The 17230-nt window shown below is 65.5% G+C and carries 13 protein-coding genes and 1 riboswitch; of the genes, 8 read left to right on the top strand and 5 right to left on the bottom strand.

Going from position 1 to position 17230, the window contains the following annotated elements; genetic code table 11:
* Positions 1-211 precede the first annotated feature (211 nt).
* A complete protein-coding gene (locus VRZ08_RS11060) occupies positions 212-1186 on the top strand; it encodes an NADPH:quinone oxidoreductase family protein (RefSeq protein WP_414532562.1) in 975 nt (324 codons plus the stop codon).
* A 46-nt stretch (positions 1187-1232) separates the two neighbouring features.
* Here VRZ08_RS11060 and VRZ08_RS11055 read toward each other — a convergent pair whose 3' ends face one another.
* Entirely contained in the window at positions 1233-3368 is a 2136-nt protein-coding gene (locus VRZ08_RS11055) for a phytoene desaturase family protein (protein ID WP_414532561.1), read from the bottom strand.
* Positions 3369-3505: 137 nt separating this feature from the next.
* Between VRZ08_RS11055 and VRZ08_RS11050 the strand changes: the two genes are divergently transcribed.
* Entirely contained in the window at positions 3506-4126 is a 621-nt protein-coding gene (locus tag VRZ08_RS11050; RefSeq protein ID WP_414532560.1) for a TetR/AcrR family transcriptional regulator, read from the top strand.
* A gap of 23 nt (positions 4127-4149) precedes the next feature.
* Here VRZ08_RS11050 and VRZ08_RS11045 read toward each other — a convergent pair whose 3' ends face one another.
* Positions 4150-4524 carry a YkvA family protein gene (locus VRZ08_RS11045; protein WP_414532559.1) on the bottom strand — a complete coding sequence of 125 codons (375 nt, stop codon included), beginning with the start codon at positions 4522-4524 and terminating at the stop codon, positions 4150-4152.
* An 82-nt stretch (positions 4525-4606) separates the two neighbouring features.
* Positions 4607-4909 carry a 4a-hydroxytetrahydrobiopterin dehydratase gene (locus VRZ08_RS11040; RefSeq protein WP_414532558.1) on the bottom strand — a complete coding sequence of 101 codons (303 nt, stop codon included), beginning with the start codon at positions 4907-4909 and terminating at the stop codon, positions 4607-4609.
* A gap of 185 nt (positions 4910-5094) precedes the next feature.
* Between VRZ08_RS11040 and VRZ08_RS11035 the strand changes: the two genes are divergently transcribed.
* Positions 5095-6483 carry a TAXI family TRAP transporter solute-binding subunit gene (locus VRZ08_RS11035; protein ID WP_414532557.1) on the top strand — a complete coding sequence of 463 codons (1389 nt, stop codon included), beginning with the start codon at positions 5095-5097 and terminating at the stop codon, positions 6481-6483.
* A 3-nt stretch (positions 6484-6486) separates the two neighbouring features.
* On the opposite strand, the gene VRZ08_RS11030 is transcribed toward VRZ08_RS11035, so the two are convergent.
* Both VRZ08_RS11030 and VRZ08_RS11025 read right to left on the bottom strand, forming a co-directional pair.
* Positions 6487-7932 carry a PepSY domain-containing protein gene (locus VRZ08_RS11030; RefSeq protein ID WP_414532556.1) on the bottom strand — a complete coding sequence of 482 codons (1446 nt, stop codon included), beginning with the start codon at positions 7930-7932 and terminating at the stop codon, positions 6487-6489.
* Between the two features lie 4 nt (positions 7933-7936).
* On the bottom strand, positions 7937-10213 hold the full coding sequence (locus tag VRZ08_RS11025) for a TonB-dependent receptor (protein ID WP_414532555.1): 2277 nt from the start codon (positions 10211-10213) through the stop codon (positions 7937-7939).
* Positions 10214-10321: 108 nt separating this feature from the next.
* Positions 10322-10518, bottom strand: a riboswitch (cobalamin riboswitch).
* Positions 10519-10945: 427 nt separating this feature from the next.
* On the opposite strand from VRZ08_RS11025, the gene typA reads away from it, so the two are divergent.
* The 5 genes from typA (at position 10946) to VRZ08_RS11000 (ending at position 17079) form a co-directional block, all read left to right on the top strand.
* On the top strand, positions 10946-12769 hold the full coding sequence (gene typA, locus VRZ08_RS11020; RefSeq protein ID WP_107353966.1) for a translational GTPase TypA: 1824 nt from the start codon (positions 10946-10948) through the stop codon (positions 12767-12769).
* A gap of 223 nt (positions 12770-12992) precedes the next feature.
* Positions 12993-14261, top strand: a complete 1269-nt coding sequence (locus VRZ08_RS11015) for a flavin monoamine oxidase family protein (RefSeq protein ID WP_414532554.1) — start codon at positions 12993-12995, stop codon at positions 14259-14261.
* Positions 14262-14436: 175 nt separating this feature from the next.
* A complete protein-coding gene (locus VRZ08_RS11010) occupies positions 14437-14946 on the top strand; it encodes a GNAT family N-acetyltransferase (RefSeq protein ID WP_011155978.1) in 510 nt (169 codons plus the stop codon).
* A gap of 76 nt (positions 14947-15022) precedes the next feature.
* Complete coding sequence (ppa, locus tag VRZ08_RS11005) at positions 15023-15562, top strand: inorganic diphosphatase (RefSeq protein ID WP_107342636.1); 540 nt, start codon at positions 15023-15025, stop codon at positions 15560-15562.
* Positions 15559-17079 (top strand): M20 family peptidase, encoded by a 1521-nt coding sequence (locus tag VRZ08_RS11000; protein ID WP_414532665.1) that lies wholly within the window; start codon positions 15559-15561, stop codon positions 17077-17079. The genes ppa and VRZ08_RS11000 overlap by 4 nt, the downstream gene beginning before the upstream one ends.
* Positions 17080-17230 lie beyond the last annotated feature (151 nt).

Below are 17230 nucleotides of genomic sequence, written 5' to 3'. Positions count from 1 at the left end.
TGAACTCGTCATTGCCGGGCTTGACCCGGCAATCCATCACTCGCGCAAGAACTTCGATCGCGTTTGTTATGAAGAGTGATGGATGCCCGGATCAAGTCCGGGCATGACGACGTGTGTGAGGCGACGGCACGACTGGCCGAATCCGATTGTCCCTGCCGTGCAAATCCGGCAGAACGGTAGGCAATCACAAACCTCGCACCTGGGTGGATACATGAAGGCCATTCTCTGCCAGCAATATTGCGGTCCCGACGATCTCGTTTACGCCGACGTGCCCGATCCGGTCGCCGGCCCCGGCGAGGCGGTGATCGCCATCAAGGCGGCGGCGCTGAATTTCTTCGACATCCTGATGATCCAGGGCAAGTACCAGATCAAGCCGCCGTTCCCGTTCTCTCCGGGCGCGGAAGTCGCGGGCGTGATCGAGAGCGTCGGCGAAGGCGTCACCGACCTGAAGCCCGGCGACCGCGTCGCGGCGTCCTGCGGCCACAATGGCGCGCGCGAAAAGATCGCGCTGCCCGCCGCGTCGATCGTCAAGATCCCCGACAGTCTCGATTACGATCGCGCCGCCGGCATCTTCATCATCTACGGCACCGCGCTGCATGCGCTGGAAGACCGTGCCAGCCCGAAGCCGGGCGAGACGCTCGCGGTGCTCGGCGCTGCCGGCGGCACCGGCCTTGCGGCGTGCGAGCTCGGCAAGCTGATGGGCCTCAAAGTCATCGCCTGCGCCTCCTCGGACGAGAAGCTGGAATTCGCCAAGCAGCACGGCGCCGAGCTGACGCTGAACTACGCGACCGAAGATCTGAAAGAGGGGCTGAAGAGACTCACCGGCGGCAAGGGCGTCGACATCGTGTTCGACCCGGTCGGCGGGGCTTACGCCGAAGCCGCGCTGCGCTCGATCGCCTGGGAAGGCCGCTTCCTGGTGATCGGCTTTGCGGCCGGCGACATTCCGAAGATGCCGCTCAACCTCGCGCTCCTGAAGGGCTGCGACATCCGCGGCGTGTTCTGGGGCGCGTGGACGCGGATCAACCCGGAGAAGAACCGCGCCAATCTCGAGAAGCTGGTGCAGTGGGCGGCCGAGGGCAAGATCTCCTCGCACGTCGACCGCACCTTCCCGCTGGCGCAGACCGCCGACGCCCTGAAGGTGCTCGCCGGCCGTCAGGCGATGGGCAAGGTGATCCTGCATCCGTAAGTAACAGCAACCGAAGGGTGGGGACGCACGCGGCCCCACCTTCGAACTAAGCAGGTGTCAGCTCCGGCATCGCCTTGGCGGGAGGCTTTGCTGGTGCGGCCGTCGCGTGGGCCAAAAGTCCCGGCAGCAGCGCTTCGGCCGCTTCGGCACCTGATATCACCACGGCCTCGATGCCCGCGCCGATATTGCCGCCGCCGGCGATCACCAGATTGCGCAGCGGCGATTTCGAGCCTTTGAGCTGACCGGCGCGCGACATGCCGTAGATCGACCCGAAGCTGGCTCCATCGTAGCGCGCGTAGGTCACCGGGCTGGCGTCGGTGCGGTACACGATGTGCTGCGACAGGTTCGGGATCACGGTTTCGGCCGCTGCGATCATGCGGTCGCCGAGCTCCTGCTTGCGGCGCAGATACGCTTCCGAACGCCGCCAGGATTTCCAATCGTGTTCGGTCTCAGGCGGAAACCAGCTTTTCGCCTCCGCATGCGGCACAAGATGAATCAGCGACAGGATCGAATGCCCGGCCGGCGCGGCCGAAGGGTCGAGCTTCGACATCATCGCCAGCCCGACCCGCATCGGCGCGTGCAGATGCACCGACGGGCGGATGTCCGGCACGCAGTCGAGCCCGAGATGCACGCTGAAGCAGGAATTCGCCGGCGCCGCTTCGGTGATCCAGCGGCGGGCGTCGCGTGGCAGCGCCTCGGCCGGGACCAGGTCGAGCAGTGTGTGCTTGAGGTCTGCGTTGGAGATCACCGCGCGGGCCCGCACCGCCCTGCCGTTGCCGAGCACCACGCCGGCAGCGGCATTGTTCTCGATCAGGATGCGCGCCACCGGCGTCTTGAGATTCACCTCGCCGCTGCGCGCCTCGATCGCTGCGACCAGCGCGTCGGAAACCACGCTCGAGCCGCCGCGCGGATAGTAGCCGCCGTGGAAGTAATAGCCGAAGATCGGTACCATCCGGGCGCAGGTCGGCGGCTCGCTGCCGTCGCCGATATAGCCGGCGAGGCCGTTGATGAACGCTACCGCTGCGGGATCCTGGACATGCGCCGCGACCAGGTCGGCGAACGGCCTGTTCATCCAGCGATAGGCGTGCGGGTGATTGCGCGGAAACGCCAGCAGCTCATCGATGCTCGCCGGCATCCCGGGTACGCCGCCGCGGCCGGCAGCGGTCGCGAACATGTCGTCGAAGATTGCCTTGATCTCATCGAACAGCGCCGCGAGACCGCTGGCGCTGCCGGGAAACCGATCGCCGAGCAGCCTCACGTAGTCGCGCCAGTCCGGCGGCACGTCGATCGCGCCGCTTGCAGTATGGAAGCTATGCGTCACCCGCTCCCAAATGATGCGATCGGCGACGCCGAGGCGCCGCAGCAGCGTGGCGAAGGGTCCACCCGGCTGCACGCCGGAGAAATCGTGCGGGCCGGCGTCGAACCGGTACAGCACCGGCCGGCCCTGATGATGCGCTTTGCGCAGGTAGTTATGGCAATAGCCGCCGGCGACGACGTGCTGCTCGAATACTTGCACTTTCAGCCCGGCGTCGGCGAGCAGCGCCGCCGCCGTCAGGCCGCCGATGCCCGACCCGATGATGACGACGTCGCAGTCCTGCCCCTCGGACGGCGTGAACGACGGCGCCGCCCAGCGGTAGCTTTCCCGTGACGCCGCCATCCGGTTCAGGATCAGGTGAATGGCCAGCTTCGGTCCGAAGATCGAGATCACCGCGCCGACGCTGACGATCGCGGTGATCACTTCGCCCGGCGCGGCGACATAGCGGCAGACGGCGATCGCGGCGAACAGCACCGCCCAGAGACCGGTAATCGCAGCATTGACCATGAAGAACTGCGGGGTGTCAGCGTTATCCGGATGCGCGGCGCGCGAATAGTCGGACGTCCACGGTCGTCGGGCCGCCAGGCTGAGCGCGCTGACCGCTGCCAGCCCGGCAAACGACAGCCAGAGTGCATTGGCGGCCGCGGTCGCCGGATCGATCAGGTGGAGGGTCGCCAGGCCTGCGAACAGCACCAGGCCGCCGGCTTCGAGCACGAACAGCTTGCGCCGATAGGCCCGCCAGGCATTGCCCGCGAGCGAGAGGGCGAGGCCTGACCACATCGCCATGGCTGGCTGATGCAACGCCAGCAACGCCCAGAACACCGCAAACGGAACCAGAACCAGTTTCACCGTCAGGAAGGTCTTCATGCTGCCTCCGGGCTCAGGTCCGTCAAACACCGGCTTTGACGTCGGTCGGGCTTGCGGTACCATTGGGTACCAAAGCCTATCACATCCGGTACCGAATGGTACCAGAATCTCGGGGCAATTGAAGCCGTCGCCAAGTTATGGAAAAACAACAAGAAACTGAGCAAGACCCGCGCCGCGCCGCGATCCTGCAGGCCGCCTTCGATGTCTTTGTCGAGAAGGGATTCGAGGCGGCGACCACCGCCGAGATCGTCCGCCGGGCTCGCACCTCGAAGCGGACGCTGTACGAGTTCTTCGCCAGCAAGCAGGAGATCCTGACGGCGCTGATCCGCTATGGCGCCGCCAAGATGCAGCCGTCGCCGGAGCTCCCGGAGCCGCAAAACCGGCAGCAGTTTCTCGTGGTGCTGGAGCAGTTCGGCCGGATCTTCCTCAGCGAGCTGCTGCATCCGGAGCGGACTGCGATGTATCGGCTGGCGATCGCCGAAGCGGGACGCGGCGGCGGTTCGGTCGCACGCGAGCTGGAAGCCAGCGGCCGGGCGCCGGTGACGCAGGCCGCGACCCGGTTCTTCGAGCAAGCTGCGGACCGCGGCATCATCCGCTGCGACGAGGTCGCGACGCTGATCAGCGTGTTCTTCTCAGTGCTGATCGGGATCGCGCCGCTGCAGGCCCTGCTCGGCGAGCCGCCGATCAGCACGGACGCAATGGCGCAGCGTGCCGCACTCGCCACGCGGGTTTTGGCGCGGATGCTGGAGCCGGCTTAAAGAAGAAATGTGCAGGGGCGCCGTTATGCTTCTTCTTCCAGCCCGCGCTGCATCGCGGCGCGCGCGGCTTCGCGGTGCTCGGTCGTGATGTTGCTGGCGACCATCCGCAGCGCGGTGGCGAGGATCGCGGCGTCGTCGGTGAAGCCCAGCACCGGCAGGATATCGGGCAGGAAATCGAACGGCAGGATGAAGTATGCGATCGCACCCAGCAGCGCGATCTGGACGTGCCGCGGCGTCTGCCGGTCGAACGCGCAGTAATACGCGGCCAGAATGTCTTCGACGAACGGCAGCCGGACCGCGACGCTTTTGATCTTGCGCCAGAACCGCCGGCGCACCTGTTCCGGATCCTGCGCCAAGCGGTCGGCAGGTTCGAACCCCACGCTGTGATCAGTCGTCATCGAAGCACTCCCGCGCGCGGCGGAACAATTGATTGGTCCCGCCGGATTTGGTGATCGGCCGGCGTGCTCGCAAGACTGCGCGTCACTTCGCGCCGCATTGCACTGCGATCGCGTCCATCGCCCGGGCAAGCCGGATGTCACGCTCGGTGACGCCGCCGGCATCATGAGTCGTCAGCACAACGTCCACCGTCCTGTAAACGTTGCGCCATTCGGGGTGATGATCGGCCTTTTCAGCGACCAGCGCGACCCGCGTCATGAAGCCGAACGCTTCGCCAAAATCCCGAAACTGATAGCTGCGGCCGATTGCCTCGCGGCCTTCGACCTCGCGCCAGGCGGTGAGGTCCGCAAGCGCAGTCCGTCGGTCGGCTTCAGATAATCGCTTCATGCCGTGTGTCTCCCAAGTGCCGTCGCCATCTGGCCACCATAATGCAGCCAAACCGCTCGGCTAGCGAAGCAGCAGGCGGCGGAACCGCGTCCGCTGGGAACTGCTGACGGGAGGGGTTCGGATCACGGATGAGCAGCACGCAGCGATTGTCACGGTTGGCGGACGGTTCCGACTCCATGGAGACCATGCTGCAGCCGTCTTTGCGCTCGCCCTGGCGCCGGATGCTGTTGGTCGTGCTGGCGACGGTCCTGTCGCTGATCGGGATCGCCAGCGCGGGCTATTACTTCGCGATGCGGCCCGTCACCCTGAAGATCGCTGTCGGTCCGCAGGCCGGCGACGATTACAAGCTGATCCAGGCGCTCGCCCAAGTGTTTGCGCGCGAGCGTAATACCGTTCGGTTGCGGCCGGTGGTGACCGATGGTCCGGCCGCGAGCGCGCTGGCGTTGAAGTCCGGCACCGTCGATCTCGCCGTGATCCGCGGCGACCTGCCGGTTCCGAAGCAGGCCCAGTCGGTGGCGGTTCTGCATAAAAACGTCGCGGTGCTGTGGGCGCCTGCCGGCACTGAACCGAAAGGCAAACGCAAGGGCGGCAAGACCGCGGGCATCGCCGCCATCACCGATCTGACCGGCAAGCGGGTCGGCGTCGTCGGCCGCACCGAAGCCAACGCCGGTCTGCTCACCGTGATCCTGCAGCAATACGGCGTCGATCCGTCGAAAGTGCAGACGCTGGCGGTACCGGTGGCCGAAGTCGCCGACGCGGTCCGCACCGGCAAGGTCGATGCACTGCTGGCCGCCGGTCCGCTCAACAGCAAGATCATCGGCGATGCGGTGGCGGCCACCGCTCACACCGGGCGCGAACCGGTGTTCCTGTCGATCGAATCCTCCGAAGCCCTGGCAGCCAATCACCCGTCCTATGAGGCGGCGTCGATTCCGGCCGGCGCGTTCGGCGGCGCACCGGCGCGGCCGGACAACGAGATCAAGACCGTCAGCTTCTCGCACTACATCGTGGCGCGCGAAGGCGCCTCCGACACCACGATCGCGACGTTCACCGAGCAATTGTTCACCGCCCGCCAGATCGTGATGGGCGAAGTGCCGCTCGCCGCGAAGATCGAAACGCCCGACACCGACAAGGATGCGGTGATTCCGGTGCAGCCGGGCGCCGCCGCCTATGTGGACGGCGAAGAGAAGAGCTTCCTCGATCGCTACAGCGACCTGATCTGGTTCTCGCTGATGGGGTTGTCGCTGATGGGTTCGGCCGGCGCGTGGTTCGCCAGTTTCCTGCGCAAGGATGAGCGCACCAGCACGGCGTCGCAGCGCGAGCGGCTGCTCGACATGCTGGCGACCGCGCGGCGCTGCAGTTCGGCCGAAGAACTCGACGCCATGCAGACCGAGGCCGACGCGATCCTGCGCGACACGCTGACGGCCTACGAGAACGGCGCGATCGACAGCGCGGCGCTGACGGCGTTCAGCATCGCGCTGGAGCAGTTCCACAACGCCGTCACCGACCGCAAGCTGCTGCTCGCCGACGTGACGTCGCTGCCACCGGTGCGTGGCGCCCGGCCGCAGGCGGTGTAGCGCTCAGCGCACCAGCCGCCGCCAGCCAATCACCACGCCGCTGACCGAGATCACCAGGCCGGCGAGTGACAGCACGATCACCACCAGATCCCAAGCCGGCCGATACGCCAGCAGTACCGGGAAGTCGAAGCTGTGTGGCGCGTTGAACAGCCACCGATAGCTCCGAGCGCTGGTGTCGCTGCGCCCGAGCAGCTCACCGGTCGCAGGATCGAGGTGAAACCAGGTCGAGGCTGGGTCGTCGAAGCCGACCCGGAGCACCGGTAGCACGCGCTGCCGATGGTGCTGGTACCAATAGGTGTCGTACCGTTCGAGCCGCTGCCGCAACACCATCGTGGCGTCCGGGAGCAGCATGGCCGCGGCGGCGATGATCGTTTCCTCCGGCAGCCGTTTCGCCGTGCCGTCTTCAGGATCGGCGGCAGTCTGGCGTCCGTCGCGGTGTCCCAGCAGCATCAGCGGCGTGCCGCCGATCCAGCCGAAGCGGGCTTCGACGACACCCGGGAGGAGCGTGGTGGGAAGCTTGGCATCGATCGTCGGAGCATCGTGGCCGGCATAGCGCTGCAGCATGTCGCGGCTTTCGCCGCGGCGGGCGAAGGCTTCGCCCGGATTCATCGACAGCCAGCCTGAGAACATCCAGGTCAGCACGACTACGCCGCCGATCAGCCCGGTGATGTGGTGCCACGCCATCCAGCCGCGATACGGAGTGATCCGGCCCGATGCGTAGCGCCGCCGCAGACCGGCGCGGAGCAGTCCGATCCAGATGCCGCTCGCTGCGACCGCCATCAAGATGCCAGAGACCCACAGCACCACCTGCCGCCATAGCGGCCCGTCCTGGCGCAGCACCGTGAAGTAGATCCAGTGCGGGATCGCGCCGAACCAATTCCAGATCCGCTCCTGCCGCGTCGTATCGAGGACGATCTCGCCGCCGCGGGACGCAACATAGAGCTCTGTGCCGGCAGCGTCGCCGAGCCCGATCAGGTATAGCGGCCTGAACGCATCGTAGCGCGAGGTCACGCTCCACTGGTCGCGATCGACCGTCTCGATCAGCCGCGGCGCGACTGCGGCCGGATGATGCCGCGCGATCCCCAGCGCCTGAACGGCGCTGACCTGATCGATCTTGCGGCCGTCGACCGCCGAGATGGTGGTGCGCTGACCTCGCCAGTCGAGCAGCCGGTACACCGGCTCGGTATCGAGCATCACCAGCCGCAGGTCGCGCGGATAGTGCATCACGCCGGCCACCTGCATCGCCTGATCGGGCGACAGCGTGACGCGCTGCCAGGCGAGGTCGGGCAATGCCGCCCAGCGTTCTTCTTTGTCGAAATGCGGAAACGCGACGTACATCATCACCACGCCGGAGATGAACCACATCGCGAACAGCAGACACCCGGCAATGCCGAGCCAGCGGTGGCCGAGATACAGCCACCGCTTCGCGCGCCTGACGACGCTGGACATCGCCCTAGAACTTCACGTTGTAGGAGAGTTCAGCAGTGCGCGGCATGCCGAGGATCCACTGCGACGTGCCGCCGGAAGTCGCATAGACGGTGTCGAACAGATTATAGACCCGCAGTGCCAGCGTCTGCCGGGCGTCCGGCTTCCACATCAGCCCGGCATTGACGACGTTATAGGCCGGCCGCACCAGCGTATTGGCGTCGTCGGCCCAGGTGTCGCCGACGAGCTGGATGCCGGCATTGGCCGACCAGCCCGGCGCGAACGCCCAGGTCGCCCAGATGTTGCTGACGATCTGCGGCACGTTGTTGGGGACGTTGCCGGCGTAGTTCACCGCCCGGCCGCCGACCACCTGGGTGAAGTCGTCGTATTTGGCCCGCAGCCAGGCGACGTTGGCGTCGAGCCGGATGGTTTCGGTGACCTTGAGGCCGGCCGAGGCTTCGATGCCGCGCGACGATTGCTGGCCGATCTGCAGCGGATTGGTGTTGGCGGGGTTCTGAGGATCGCGCGCCAGCAGGTTGTTCTTGACGATGTGATACGCCGCCAGGGTCCATTCCGCGCGACCGCCGGCGAGCTGCTGCTTGATGCCGACCTCCACCTGCTTGCCGGTCGAGAGCGAGAAGTCGCGGTTAACGCCTGTCATGGTGATCAGGTTGGTGACCGGATCGACCGCGGTCGAATACTGACCGTAGATCGAGAGGTTCTCGATCGGATTGTACACCGCGCCGACCCGCCAGCTCGGCGCCGAGTAGGTCTTCTCGAAACTGTTCGAAGGCGAGAGGAAATCGGTGCGCTGCACCGTCGGATTGTCGGAGCGGATGCCGCCGATCAACGAAAGCTGGTCAGTCAGGCTGAGCCGGTTCTCGGCGAACACGCCATATTGCGTCGTCAGCGTATGGAAGCTCGGCCGCGTCGGGCTCACCGGCAGGAAAGTGCCTGGATCGAAATTGTACGTGGGCACCGAGGAAGTGCCGGCGTAAGGCGAGTTGTTGGTGTGGGTGAAGGCGATGCGGTTGACGTCGAAACCGGCGACGAATTCGTTGGCGAGGCCGAAGACATGGCCCTTGAAGGTGGTGTCGAAGCGGTTGCCGATCTGCTCCTGGTCGTGAAAGATCTCGATATAGGAGCTGCGGTTGATATTTCCGGTGGTCGGGCTGAACGCGTAGCTCTCGACGTCCTTCCAGTGCCGGTGCGTGCTGAGATAGTAGGTGACGTTCTTCACCGAGACGCCTTCGGCAACGTCCCACTCGGTCTTGAGCTGGGTCCAGTTGTCGCGATAGCGGATCGAGGCATCGCCGACATTGTAGTTCTGGAAGCGCAGCGACTCGTCGAGCCGGCCGTTCACCAAAGGCGTGCCGAAATAGCGCGACGGGCTGCGGTCGGCGTAGTCTTCGCTCAGCGTGAAGGCGAGATTGTCGGCGGCCTGCACCCGCACCGAGCCGGACACCGCGACGTTCGATGTCTTGTCACGGTCGACCCAGCCGTCCGACATGTTGCCGATCGCCGCCAGCCGATAGCTGACATTGGGATTGATCGGGCCGCCCGAGTCGACCGCGAGGCGCCGGGTCAGGTTGGTGTCGAGCGAGATCTCCGCCTCGTTGCGCGCCACATCGAGCGGCTTCTTGGAGATCACGTTGATGGCGCCGCCGATCGCGCCTTCGCCATACATCACCGAGGCCGGGCCGCGCAGCACTTCGATGCTCTGCGCCGTCCAAGTATCGAACGGGAACGTCATGGTGCCGGAGCCGACATACAGCCGGGTGCCGTCGTAGAGCGACATCACCGTGCCGTTGCCGGTGAAGCCGCGCGTGGTGAAGGCGAGGCCGCCATTTCCCGGACGCGGGCTCGCGGTGAACCCGGTGGCGTTCTGCGTCACCGCGTCGATCACGTTGTGCTGGCCGCGCTCGGCGATGGTTTCGGCGCGAATCACTTCGACGCTGGCCGGTGTTTGCAGCGGCGTCAGGCCGAGTCGGCTGCCGGTCGACGACGGGGTGCCGAGGTTGAAGGTGGGGGCGGTCGACGCGGTCGTCGTCGGCTGAGTGGGCGCGGGGGCCGGCGTTGCGACCGGACGCGCGGCAGCGCGGCGCTGGCGCGACGATCCGGCATTGGCCGTCGCGCGCGGCTTGGCGGCACGTACGGTCTGGCCCTCGACCACGATCGGGTCGAGACCGCGCGGATTGGCCGAGGCGGTTTGCGCAAGGCCGTCGACCGGCCAGAGCAGAGGGACGAGGGCGACAGAGGACAGCAGGCGACGATTGCGCCCGAGAGGCAGAACGGCGGGAGTCATTTTCTTGGCTCGCGGCTAACGTGGCACGTCACCGCGAAACAGGTCTGCCGCAGCCTTCTTGTGGGCTACGGTTCGACACGCACCAGGACACCCCGCCCGATGTGCTCGCGTGTGACCACGACTGACGGCAGGTCTCCTGGCTCGCGGGTCGTTGCCGTTCACCGCCTTCCCAGGACGAAAGCCCAGTGGCGTGTGGCGAATGGCTCGCCGCTTACAGTTGCGGGGGCAGCCGCGGAATAGAGCCCGAAGACCCGCACCGCGTTCCCTATTGATCCCTTTCGGGAACCGTCGCTGGTCACGGTATTGGACATACGGCAGCGGTGTCAACGAACCGAACGGAAAAAATCCAGTCAGTCCAAGGGGCAGCGGCTGCACTATGAAATTACCTATCGCAGCGACGATGAATGTAATGTTATAACATCACATCACTAGGTCAAGCAGTCTGAGGAACAATGCCGGAGGCGCTCCGGGGCACGTTCCGGCGGCCACCGCGCCGAAGCGGGTCTGTCCATCCGCAACCGTCATTGTTATTTCGCGATTTCTGCGTATATTGCGTCGCAACGCGTGCTGGTGCCCGGTCCTATTCGGCCGGGCCTGTTTTTTGCGATTTCAGATTGCGATTGCCCGGCGCGTTTCAGACATAGGCTGGCTTCGGCGCGCCCTTCGGCGCATCCCGCGGTGTGCCTATGATCTCGCTGATCAGGCAACGCCCGCAGGACCGACAGAAGAGCCATGACCCTCCGTAACATCGCCATTATCGCCCACGTCGACCACGGCAAGACTACTCTTGTCGACAAACTGCTGCAGCAGTCCGGCACCTATCGCGACAACCAGCGCCAGGTCGAACGGGCGATGGACTCCAACGATCTCGAACGCGAGCGTGGCATCACCATTCTGGCGAAGTGTACGTCGGTGGTCTGGGGCGACACCCACATCAACATCGTCGACACACCCGGCCACGCCGACTTCGGCGGCGAAGTCGAGCGCATCCTGTCGATGGTCGACGGCGTGATCGTGCTGGTCGACGCTGCCGAGGGCCCGATGCCGCAGACCAAGTTCGTGGTCGGCAAGGCGCTGAAGCTCGGCCTTAAGCCGATCGTGGCGATCAACAAGGTCGACCGCTCCGACGCCCGCGTTACCGAAGTGGTCAACGAGGTGTTCGACCTGTTCGCCGCACTCGACGCCACCGACGAGCAGCTCGACTTCCCGATCCTGTACGGCTCCGGCAAGAACGGCTGGATGTCGGACAAGCCGGACGGCGATCCGAGCGAAGGCATGAAGCCGCTGTTCGAGCTGGTGCTCAAGCACGTTCATCCGCCGGTGGTGGAAGAAGGTCCGTTCCGCCTGCTCGGCACCATCCTCGAAGCCAATCCCTATCTCGGCCGCATCATCACCGGCCGCATCGCTTCGGGTACGGTGAAGCCGAACCAGGCCGTCAAAGTGCTGTCGCGCGACGGCAAGCTGGTCGAGCAGGGCCGCATCAGCAAGATCCTCGCCTTCCGCGGCCTCGAGCGCGTGCCGCTCGATATCGCCGAAGCCGGTGACATCGTGGCGATCGCCGGCCTGACCAAGGGCACCGTCGCCGACACCTTCTGCGATCCGGCGGTCGATACCCCGATCCAGGCGCAGGCGATCGATCCGCCGACGGTGTCGATGTCGTTCATCGTCAACAACTCGCCGCTCGCCGGCACTGAAGGCGACAAGGTGACGAGCCGCCTGATCCGCGACCGCCTGCTCCGCGAGGCCGAGGGCAACGTCGCGCTGCGCGTCGTCGAATCCGCCGACAAGGACGCGATGGAAGTGTCGGGCCGCGGCGAATTGCAGCTCGCGATCCTGATCGAGAACATGCGCCGTGAAGGTTTCGAACTCAGCGTGTCGCGTCCGCGCGTCGTGCTGACCCGCGACGAGAACGGCCAGCTGCTCGAGCCGGTCGAGGAAGTCGTGATCGACGTCGACGAGGAGTTCTCCGGCGTCGTCGTGCAGAAGATGAGCGAACGCAAGGCCGAGATGATCGAGATGCGGCCCTCGGGCGGCAATCGTCTGCGGCTGGTGTTCTACGCGCCGACCCGCGGCCTGATCGGCTACCAGGGCGAACTGATGACCGATACCAAGGGCACGGCCATCATGAACCGGCTGTTCCACAACTACCTGCCGTATCGCGGCGAGATCCAGGGCCGCCGCAACGGCGTGCTGATCTCCAACGATCAGGGTGAAGCGGTCGCCTACGCGATGTTCAAGCTGGAAGATCGCGGCCCGATGATGATCGAGCCGGGCTGGAAGGTCTACAAGGGCATGATCGTCGGTGAGCACACCCGCGACAACGACCTCGAGATCAACGTCCTCAAGGGCAAGCAGCTCACCAACATCCGCACCACCTCGAAGGACGAAGCGGTGCGTCTGACGCCGCCGATCCGGATGACGCTGGAAAAGGCGCTGGCCTATATCGAAGACGACGAGCTGGTCGAGATCACCCCGAAGTCGATCCGGCTGCGCAAGCGCCTGCTCGACCCCAACGAGCGCAAGCGCGCCGAGAAGAGCAAGCAGGCGGTCGCCTGATCCCTTTCCGTCATTGCGAGCGAAGCGAAGCAATCCAGGTCCGCACCGAGCCGTAGATTGCTTCGTCGCTTCGCTCCTCGCAATGACGGTGAGAGGTCGGTGATCGATCCGAACGCCGGAACTTGACACCCTTTTGATACCCGATGCCCGGCCTTCGTGCCGGGCATCGTCGTTTCGAGGCCCCTGACATCGAACCGCCGTCAGCGCCGTGGTAGGATCGCGCATGTCGTCATCCAGCTTTCCGTCCTCGGTCGACATCGCGATCATCGGCGCCGGTGCGTCCGGCCTCGGTGCCGCGCGCACGCTGGAGGGGACGGGTCTGTCGGTGATCGTGCTGGAAGCGCGGAATCGGATCGGCGGCCGGGCCTGGACCCGGATGGTGACGCCGGAGATCGCATTCGACGTCGGCTGCGGCTGGCTGCATTCGGCCGACGAGAACTCATTCGTCGGCATCGCCGAGCAGCTCGGCATCGGCATCGACAAGACGCACCCGCCGTGGGGCGAGGCGAGCTTTGGCGATGTGTTTCCCAAGCGCGACCGCGCCGCCTTCGGCAAGGCGCTCGACGCGTTCTACGAGCGGGTCTGGCGCGCGGCGAAACACAAGACTGATGTGGCTGCCGCGACGTTGCTCGAGCCGGGCAACCGCTGGAATCCGATGATCGATGCGGTGTCGACCTACGTCAACGGCGCCGAGCTTGATCGCATCTCGGTGCATGATCTCGAATCCTATCGCGACACCGGCATCAATTGGCGGGTTCGCGAAGGCTACGGCAGCTTGATCGCAGCTTACGGTGCGCCCTGCCCGGTGGTGCTGAACTGCGCGGTCGAGCTGATCGATCACGCCGGGCGGCAGATCAAACTCATCACCTCGCTCGGCACGCTCAGCGCCGGCCAGGTCATCGTCACGGTGCCGACCAATCTGATCGCCGACGAGGCGATCCGGTTCGCGCCGGCGCTGCCGGCCAAGGTCGAGGCCGCGCGCCATCTGCCGCTCGGCGTCGACGACAAGGTGATGCTGAAGCTGTCCGATCCGAACGGTTTTCCCGCCGACGGCAACTTACGCGCTGCCACGATGCGGAGCGCGATGGGGACGTATCATCTGCGCCCGTTCGGCCATGATTGTATCGAGGGCTTCTTCGGCGGCCGCTACGCGCGCGAGCTGGAAGACGCCGGCGAGGGGGCATTCGCCGCGCAGGCGATCGACGAGATCGCTGATCTGCTCGGCAACGACATTCGCCGCAAGCTGTCGCCGCTGGCGGAATCGCGCTGGGCCCATGATCCGTTGGCGCGCGGCGCCTATTCGCATGCGCTGCCCGGCCATGCCGGTGCCCGCGGCGCCTTGGCGGCGCCGGTCGATGGCCGGCTGTTCTTTGCCGGGGAGGCGACCTCGCCGCAGTTCTTCTCGACCGCCCATGGCGCGCGTGATTCGGGCGAGCGTGCAGCGCGACAAGCGATCGATTGTCGCAGCGGTGCAGGTTTCGCCGCGAACTAACTTCCACCCGACGTGTCGCGACCGCCGCAAATCGACGCGGAAATACGCAGGTCGTCCGGTGAGTTGTCCGATTCCGGCACAGCGCGGGCGGCGTCTGGTGCAGAAAATCCACACGTTAACCGATAATTAACGTTGGAGCTTGAAGCCGGCCCCGCGACTTGCTTTGATCACCGTCATGAGCACGACCCTGATCGAGGTACGAGCGGCAAGGGCAGCGGATGCGTCCGCGGTCGCGGCCACCCATGACGAAGCCTGGCGTTCCGCGTATCAGGGCATCATCCCGGGTGCGGAGCTGGAAAAGCTGATCAACCGCCGCGGTCCGACCTGGTGGGACTCGGCGATCCGCAAGGGCAGCCGAATCAGCGTGCTGTGCTTCGGCGACAAGATTGCCGGCTACGCCAATTACGGTCGTAACCGCGCCCGCAGCCTGCAGTTCGAAGGCGAGATCTACGAGCTTTATCTGCGTCCCGAGTTCCAGGGGCTGGGCTTCGGCCGCCGCCTGTTCGCCGCCGCCCGGCGCGATCTGGTGCAGAGCGGCCTGAAGAGCATGGTGATCTGGGCGCTGTCGGATAACGAGCCGGCGACCGAATTCTATCGTGCCCTTGGCGGCCGGATGGTTGCCCGATCGTCGGAGCGGTTCGGGCCGAAGTCGCTCGACAAGGTTGCGTTTGCCTGGAGTAACTAAGCTTTTTGCGCTGGCGAACGCCGCCAGCGCAGGCTATTCGGGTGGTTCCTGAAATCAAATCAGTCTGGAGCTCTTGATGCGCATCGACGCAATCCCCGTCGGCGTGAACCCTCCGTATGACGTCAACGTCATCATCGAGGTGCCGGTCGGCGGTGAGCCGATCAAGTACGAAATGGATAAGGCTGCCGGTACCCTGGTGGTCGATCGGTTCCTTTATACCTCGATGCATTATCCGGGGAATTACGGCTTCATCCCCCACACCCTGTCGGACGACGGCGACCCCTGCGACGTGCTGGTTGCCAACACCCGCGGCATCGTGCCGGGCGCGGTGATGAGCGTGCGGCCGGTTGGCGTGTTGTACATGAGCGACGAAGCGGGCCACGACGAGAAGATCATCGCGGTACCGTCGTCGAAGCTGACCCAGCGCTACGACCGCATCAAGACCTACTCGGACCTGCCGGAGATCACGCTGGCTCAGTTTCAGCACTTCTTCGAGCACTACAAGGACCTCGAGCCCGGCAAGTGGGTCAAGGTGGTGCGTTGGGGCGGTGCCGACGAAGCCCATAAACTGATCCTCGAAGGCCTCGACCGGGCCAAGCAAGCCAAGAAGGGCTGAGCGGCCGGACGAAACGCCGGCGAACAGGAGTTCTGATGCGCCGGCTGCTTCGATGGATTCGGAACCTGGTCGCGATCGCCGTGCTGGCGGTCGCGGTCCTGGCCGGCGTACTGGCCTACAACACCTTCCGGCACGGCTCGCGGCAGATCGATGTCGCCGCGGTGCCGCCGATCGCGATCGACGAGCAGGGCTCCGCGCAGCGGCTGTCGCAGTCGATCCGCTTCCAGACCATCTCCAATTTTCTCAATCCCGAGCAGGACGCCGAGGCGCTGCGCGGCTTGCGCGCGCACATCGAGGCCAGCTTCCCGGCGTTCCATGCGGCGGCCAAGCAGGAGGTCATCGGCGGTCACAGCCTGCTCTACACCTGGGCAGGCAGTGACCCGCAGGCCAAGCCGATCGCGCTGCTCGCGCATCAGGACGTGGTGCCGATCGCGCCGAAGACCGAAGCAGACTGGCAGCAGCCGCCGTTCAGCGGCGCGATCCAAGGCGGCTTCGTCTGGGGTCGCGGCTCGTGGGACGACAAGGGCAACCTCTACGCGATGCTGGAGGCCGCCGAGCTGATGGCCAAGCAGGGCTTCCGGCCGAAGCGGACGATCTATTTCGCGTTCGGCCATGACGAGGAAGTCTCCGGCCTGCGTGGCGCCGCCAAGATCGCCGAGCTGCTGGCCTCGCGGAACGTCCGGCTCGATTTCGTGCTCGACGAAGGGCTCCTGATCACCGACGGGGTGATGAAGGGCCTCGACAAGCCCGCCGCGCTGATCGGCGTCTCCGAGAAGGGCTATGCCACGCTGGTGCTGACCGCCCGCGGCACCCCGGGCCATTCGTCGATGCCGCCGCGCGACACCGCGATCGGCATGCTGGCGGCGGCGCTGACCCATCTCGAAGACAACCGGCTGCCGATGCGGATCCGCGGCTCGGTGGCCGAGATGTTCGACACGTTGGCGCCGGAGATGAGCGGCTTCAGCCGGGTGGCGCTGTCGAACCTCTGGCTGTTCCGGCCGCTCTTGCTGCGGGAATTCGCCAAGAGCGGCACCACCGCGGCGATGGTGCAAACGACGACCGCGCTCACCGTGTTCAATGCCGGCGACAAGGACAACGTGCTGCCCGGCGTCGCCGAGGCCAGCGTCAATTTCCGCCTGCTGCCGGGCGACACCCAGACCAGCGTCACCGATCACGTCCGCAGCGTGGTCGCCAACGACAAGATCGCGGTTAGCGGCTTCGAAGGCAATTTCGATCCGCCGCCGGTGACCGGCACCAGCAGCCCGTCCTATCAGGCGCTGAACCGCACCATCCGCGAGGTGTTTCCGGACGTGATCGTGGCGCCGGGCCTGATGATCGCCGCAACCGACTCGCGGCACTACGCCCAGGTCGCCGACAACATCTTTCGGTTCTCCCCGGTGCGCGCCACGCCCGAAGACCTCAAGCGCTTCCACGGCACCAATGAGCGCATCAGCATCAAGAACTACGCGGACATGATCCGGTTCTACGTGCGGCTGATGCAGAGCACGGCCGGTTAGACGGAAGCCTTTCCACGTCATTGCTGTGCATGTTCAACAATTCGGTGATCGAATCCACCCATCAGGGAGGCTTCGATGCGCGACAACAGCTTCGATCGGACGATTGAAAGAAACTACATCCAGAAGTGGCGTTTTCTGATCGCTGAGTACG

It is taken from the genome of Rhodopseudomonas sp. G2_2311 (genome assembly GCF_047501505.1).
In the GTDB taxonomy this organism is placed as follows: Bacteria; Pseudomonadota; Alphaproteobacteria; order Rhizobiales; family Xanthobacteraceae; genus Rhodopseudomonas; species Rhodopseudomonas palustris_H.
The sequence above is the reverse complement of the archived record's forward strand: the minus strand, read 5'-3'. Positions and strand labels throughout refer to the sequence as shown.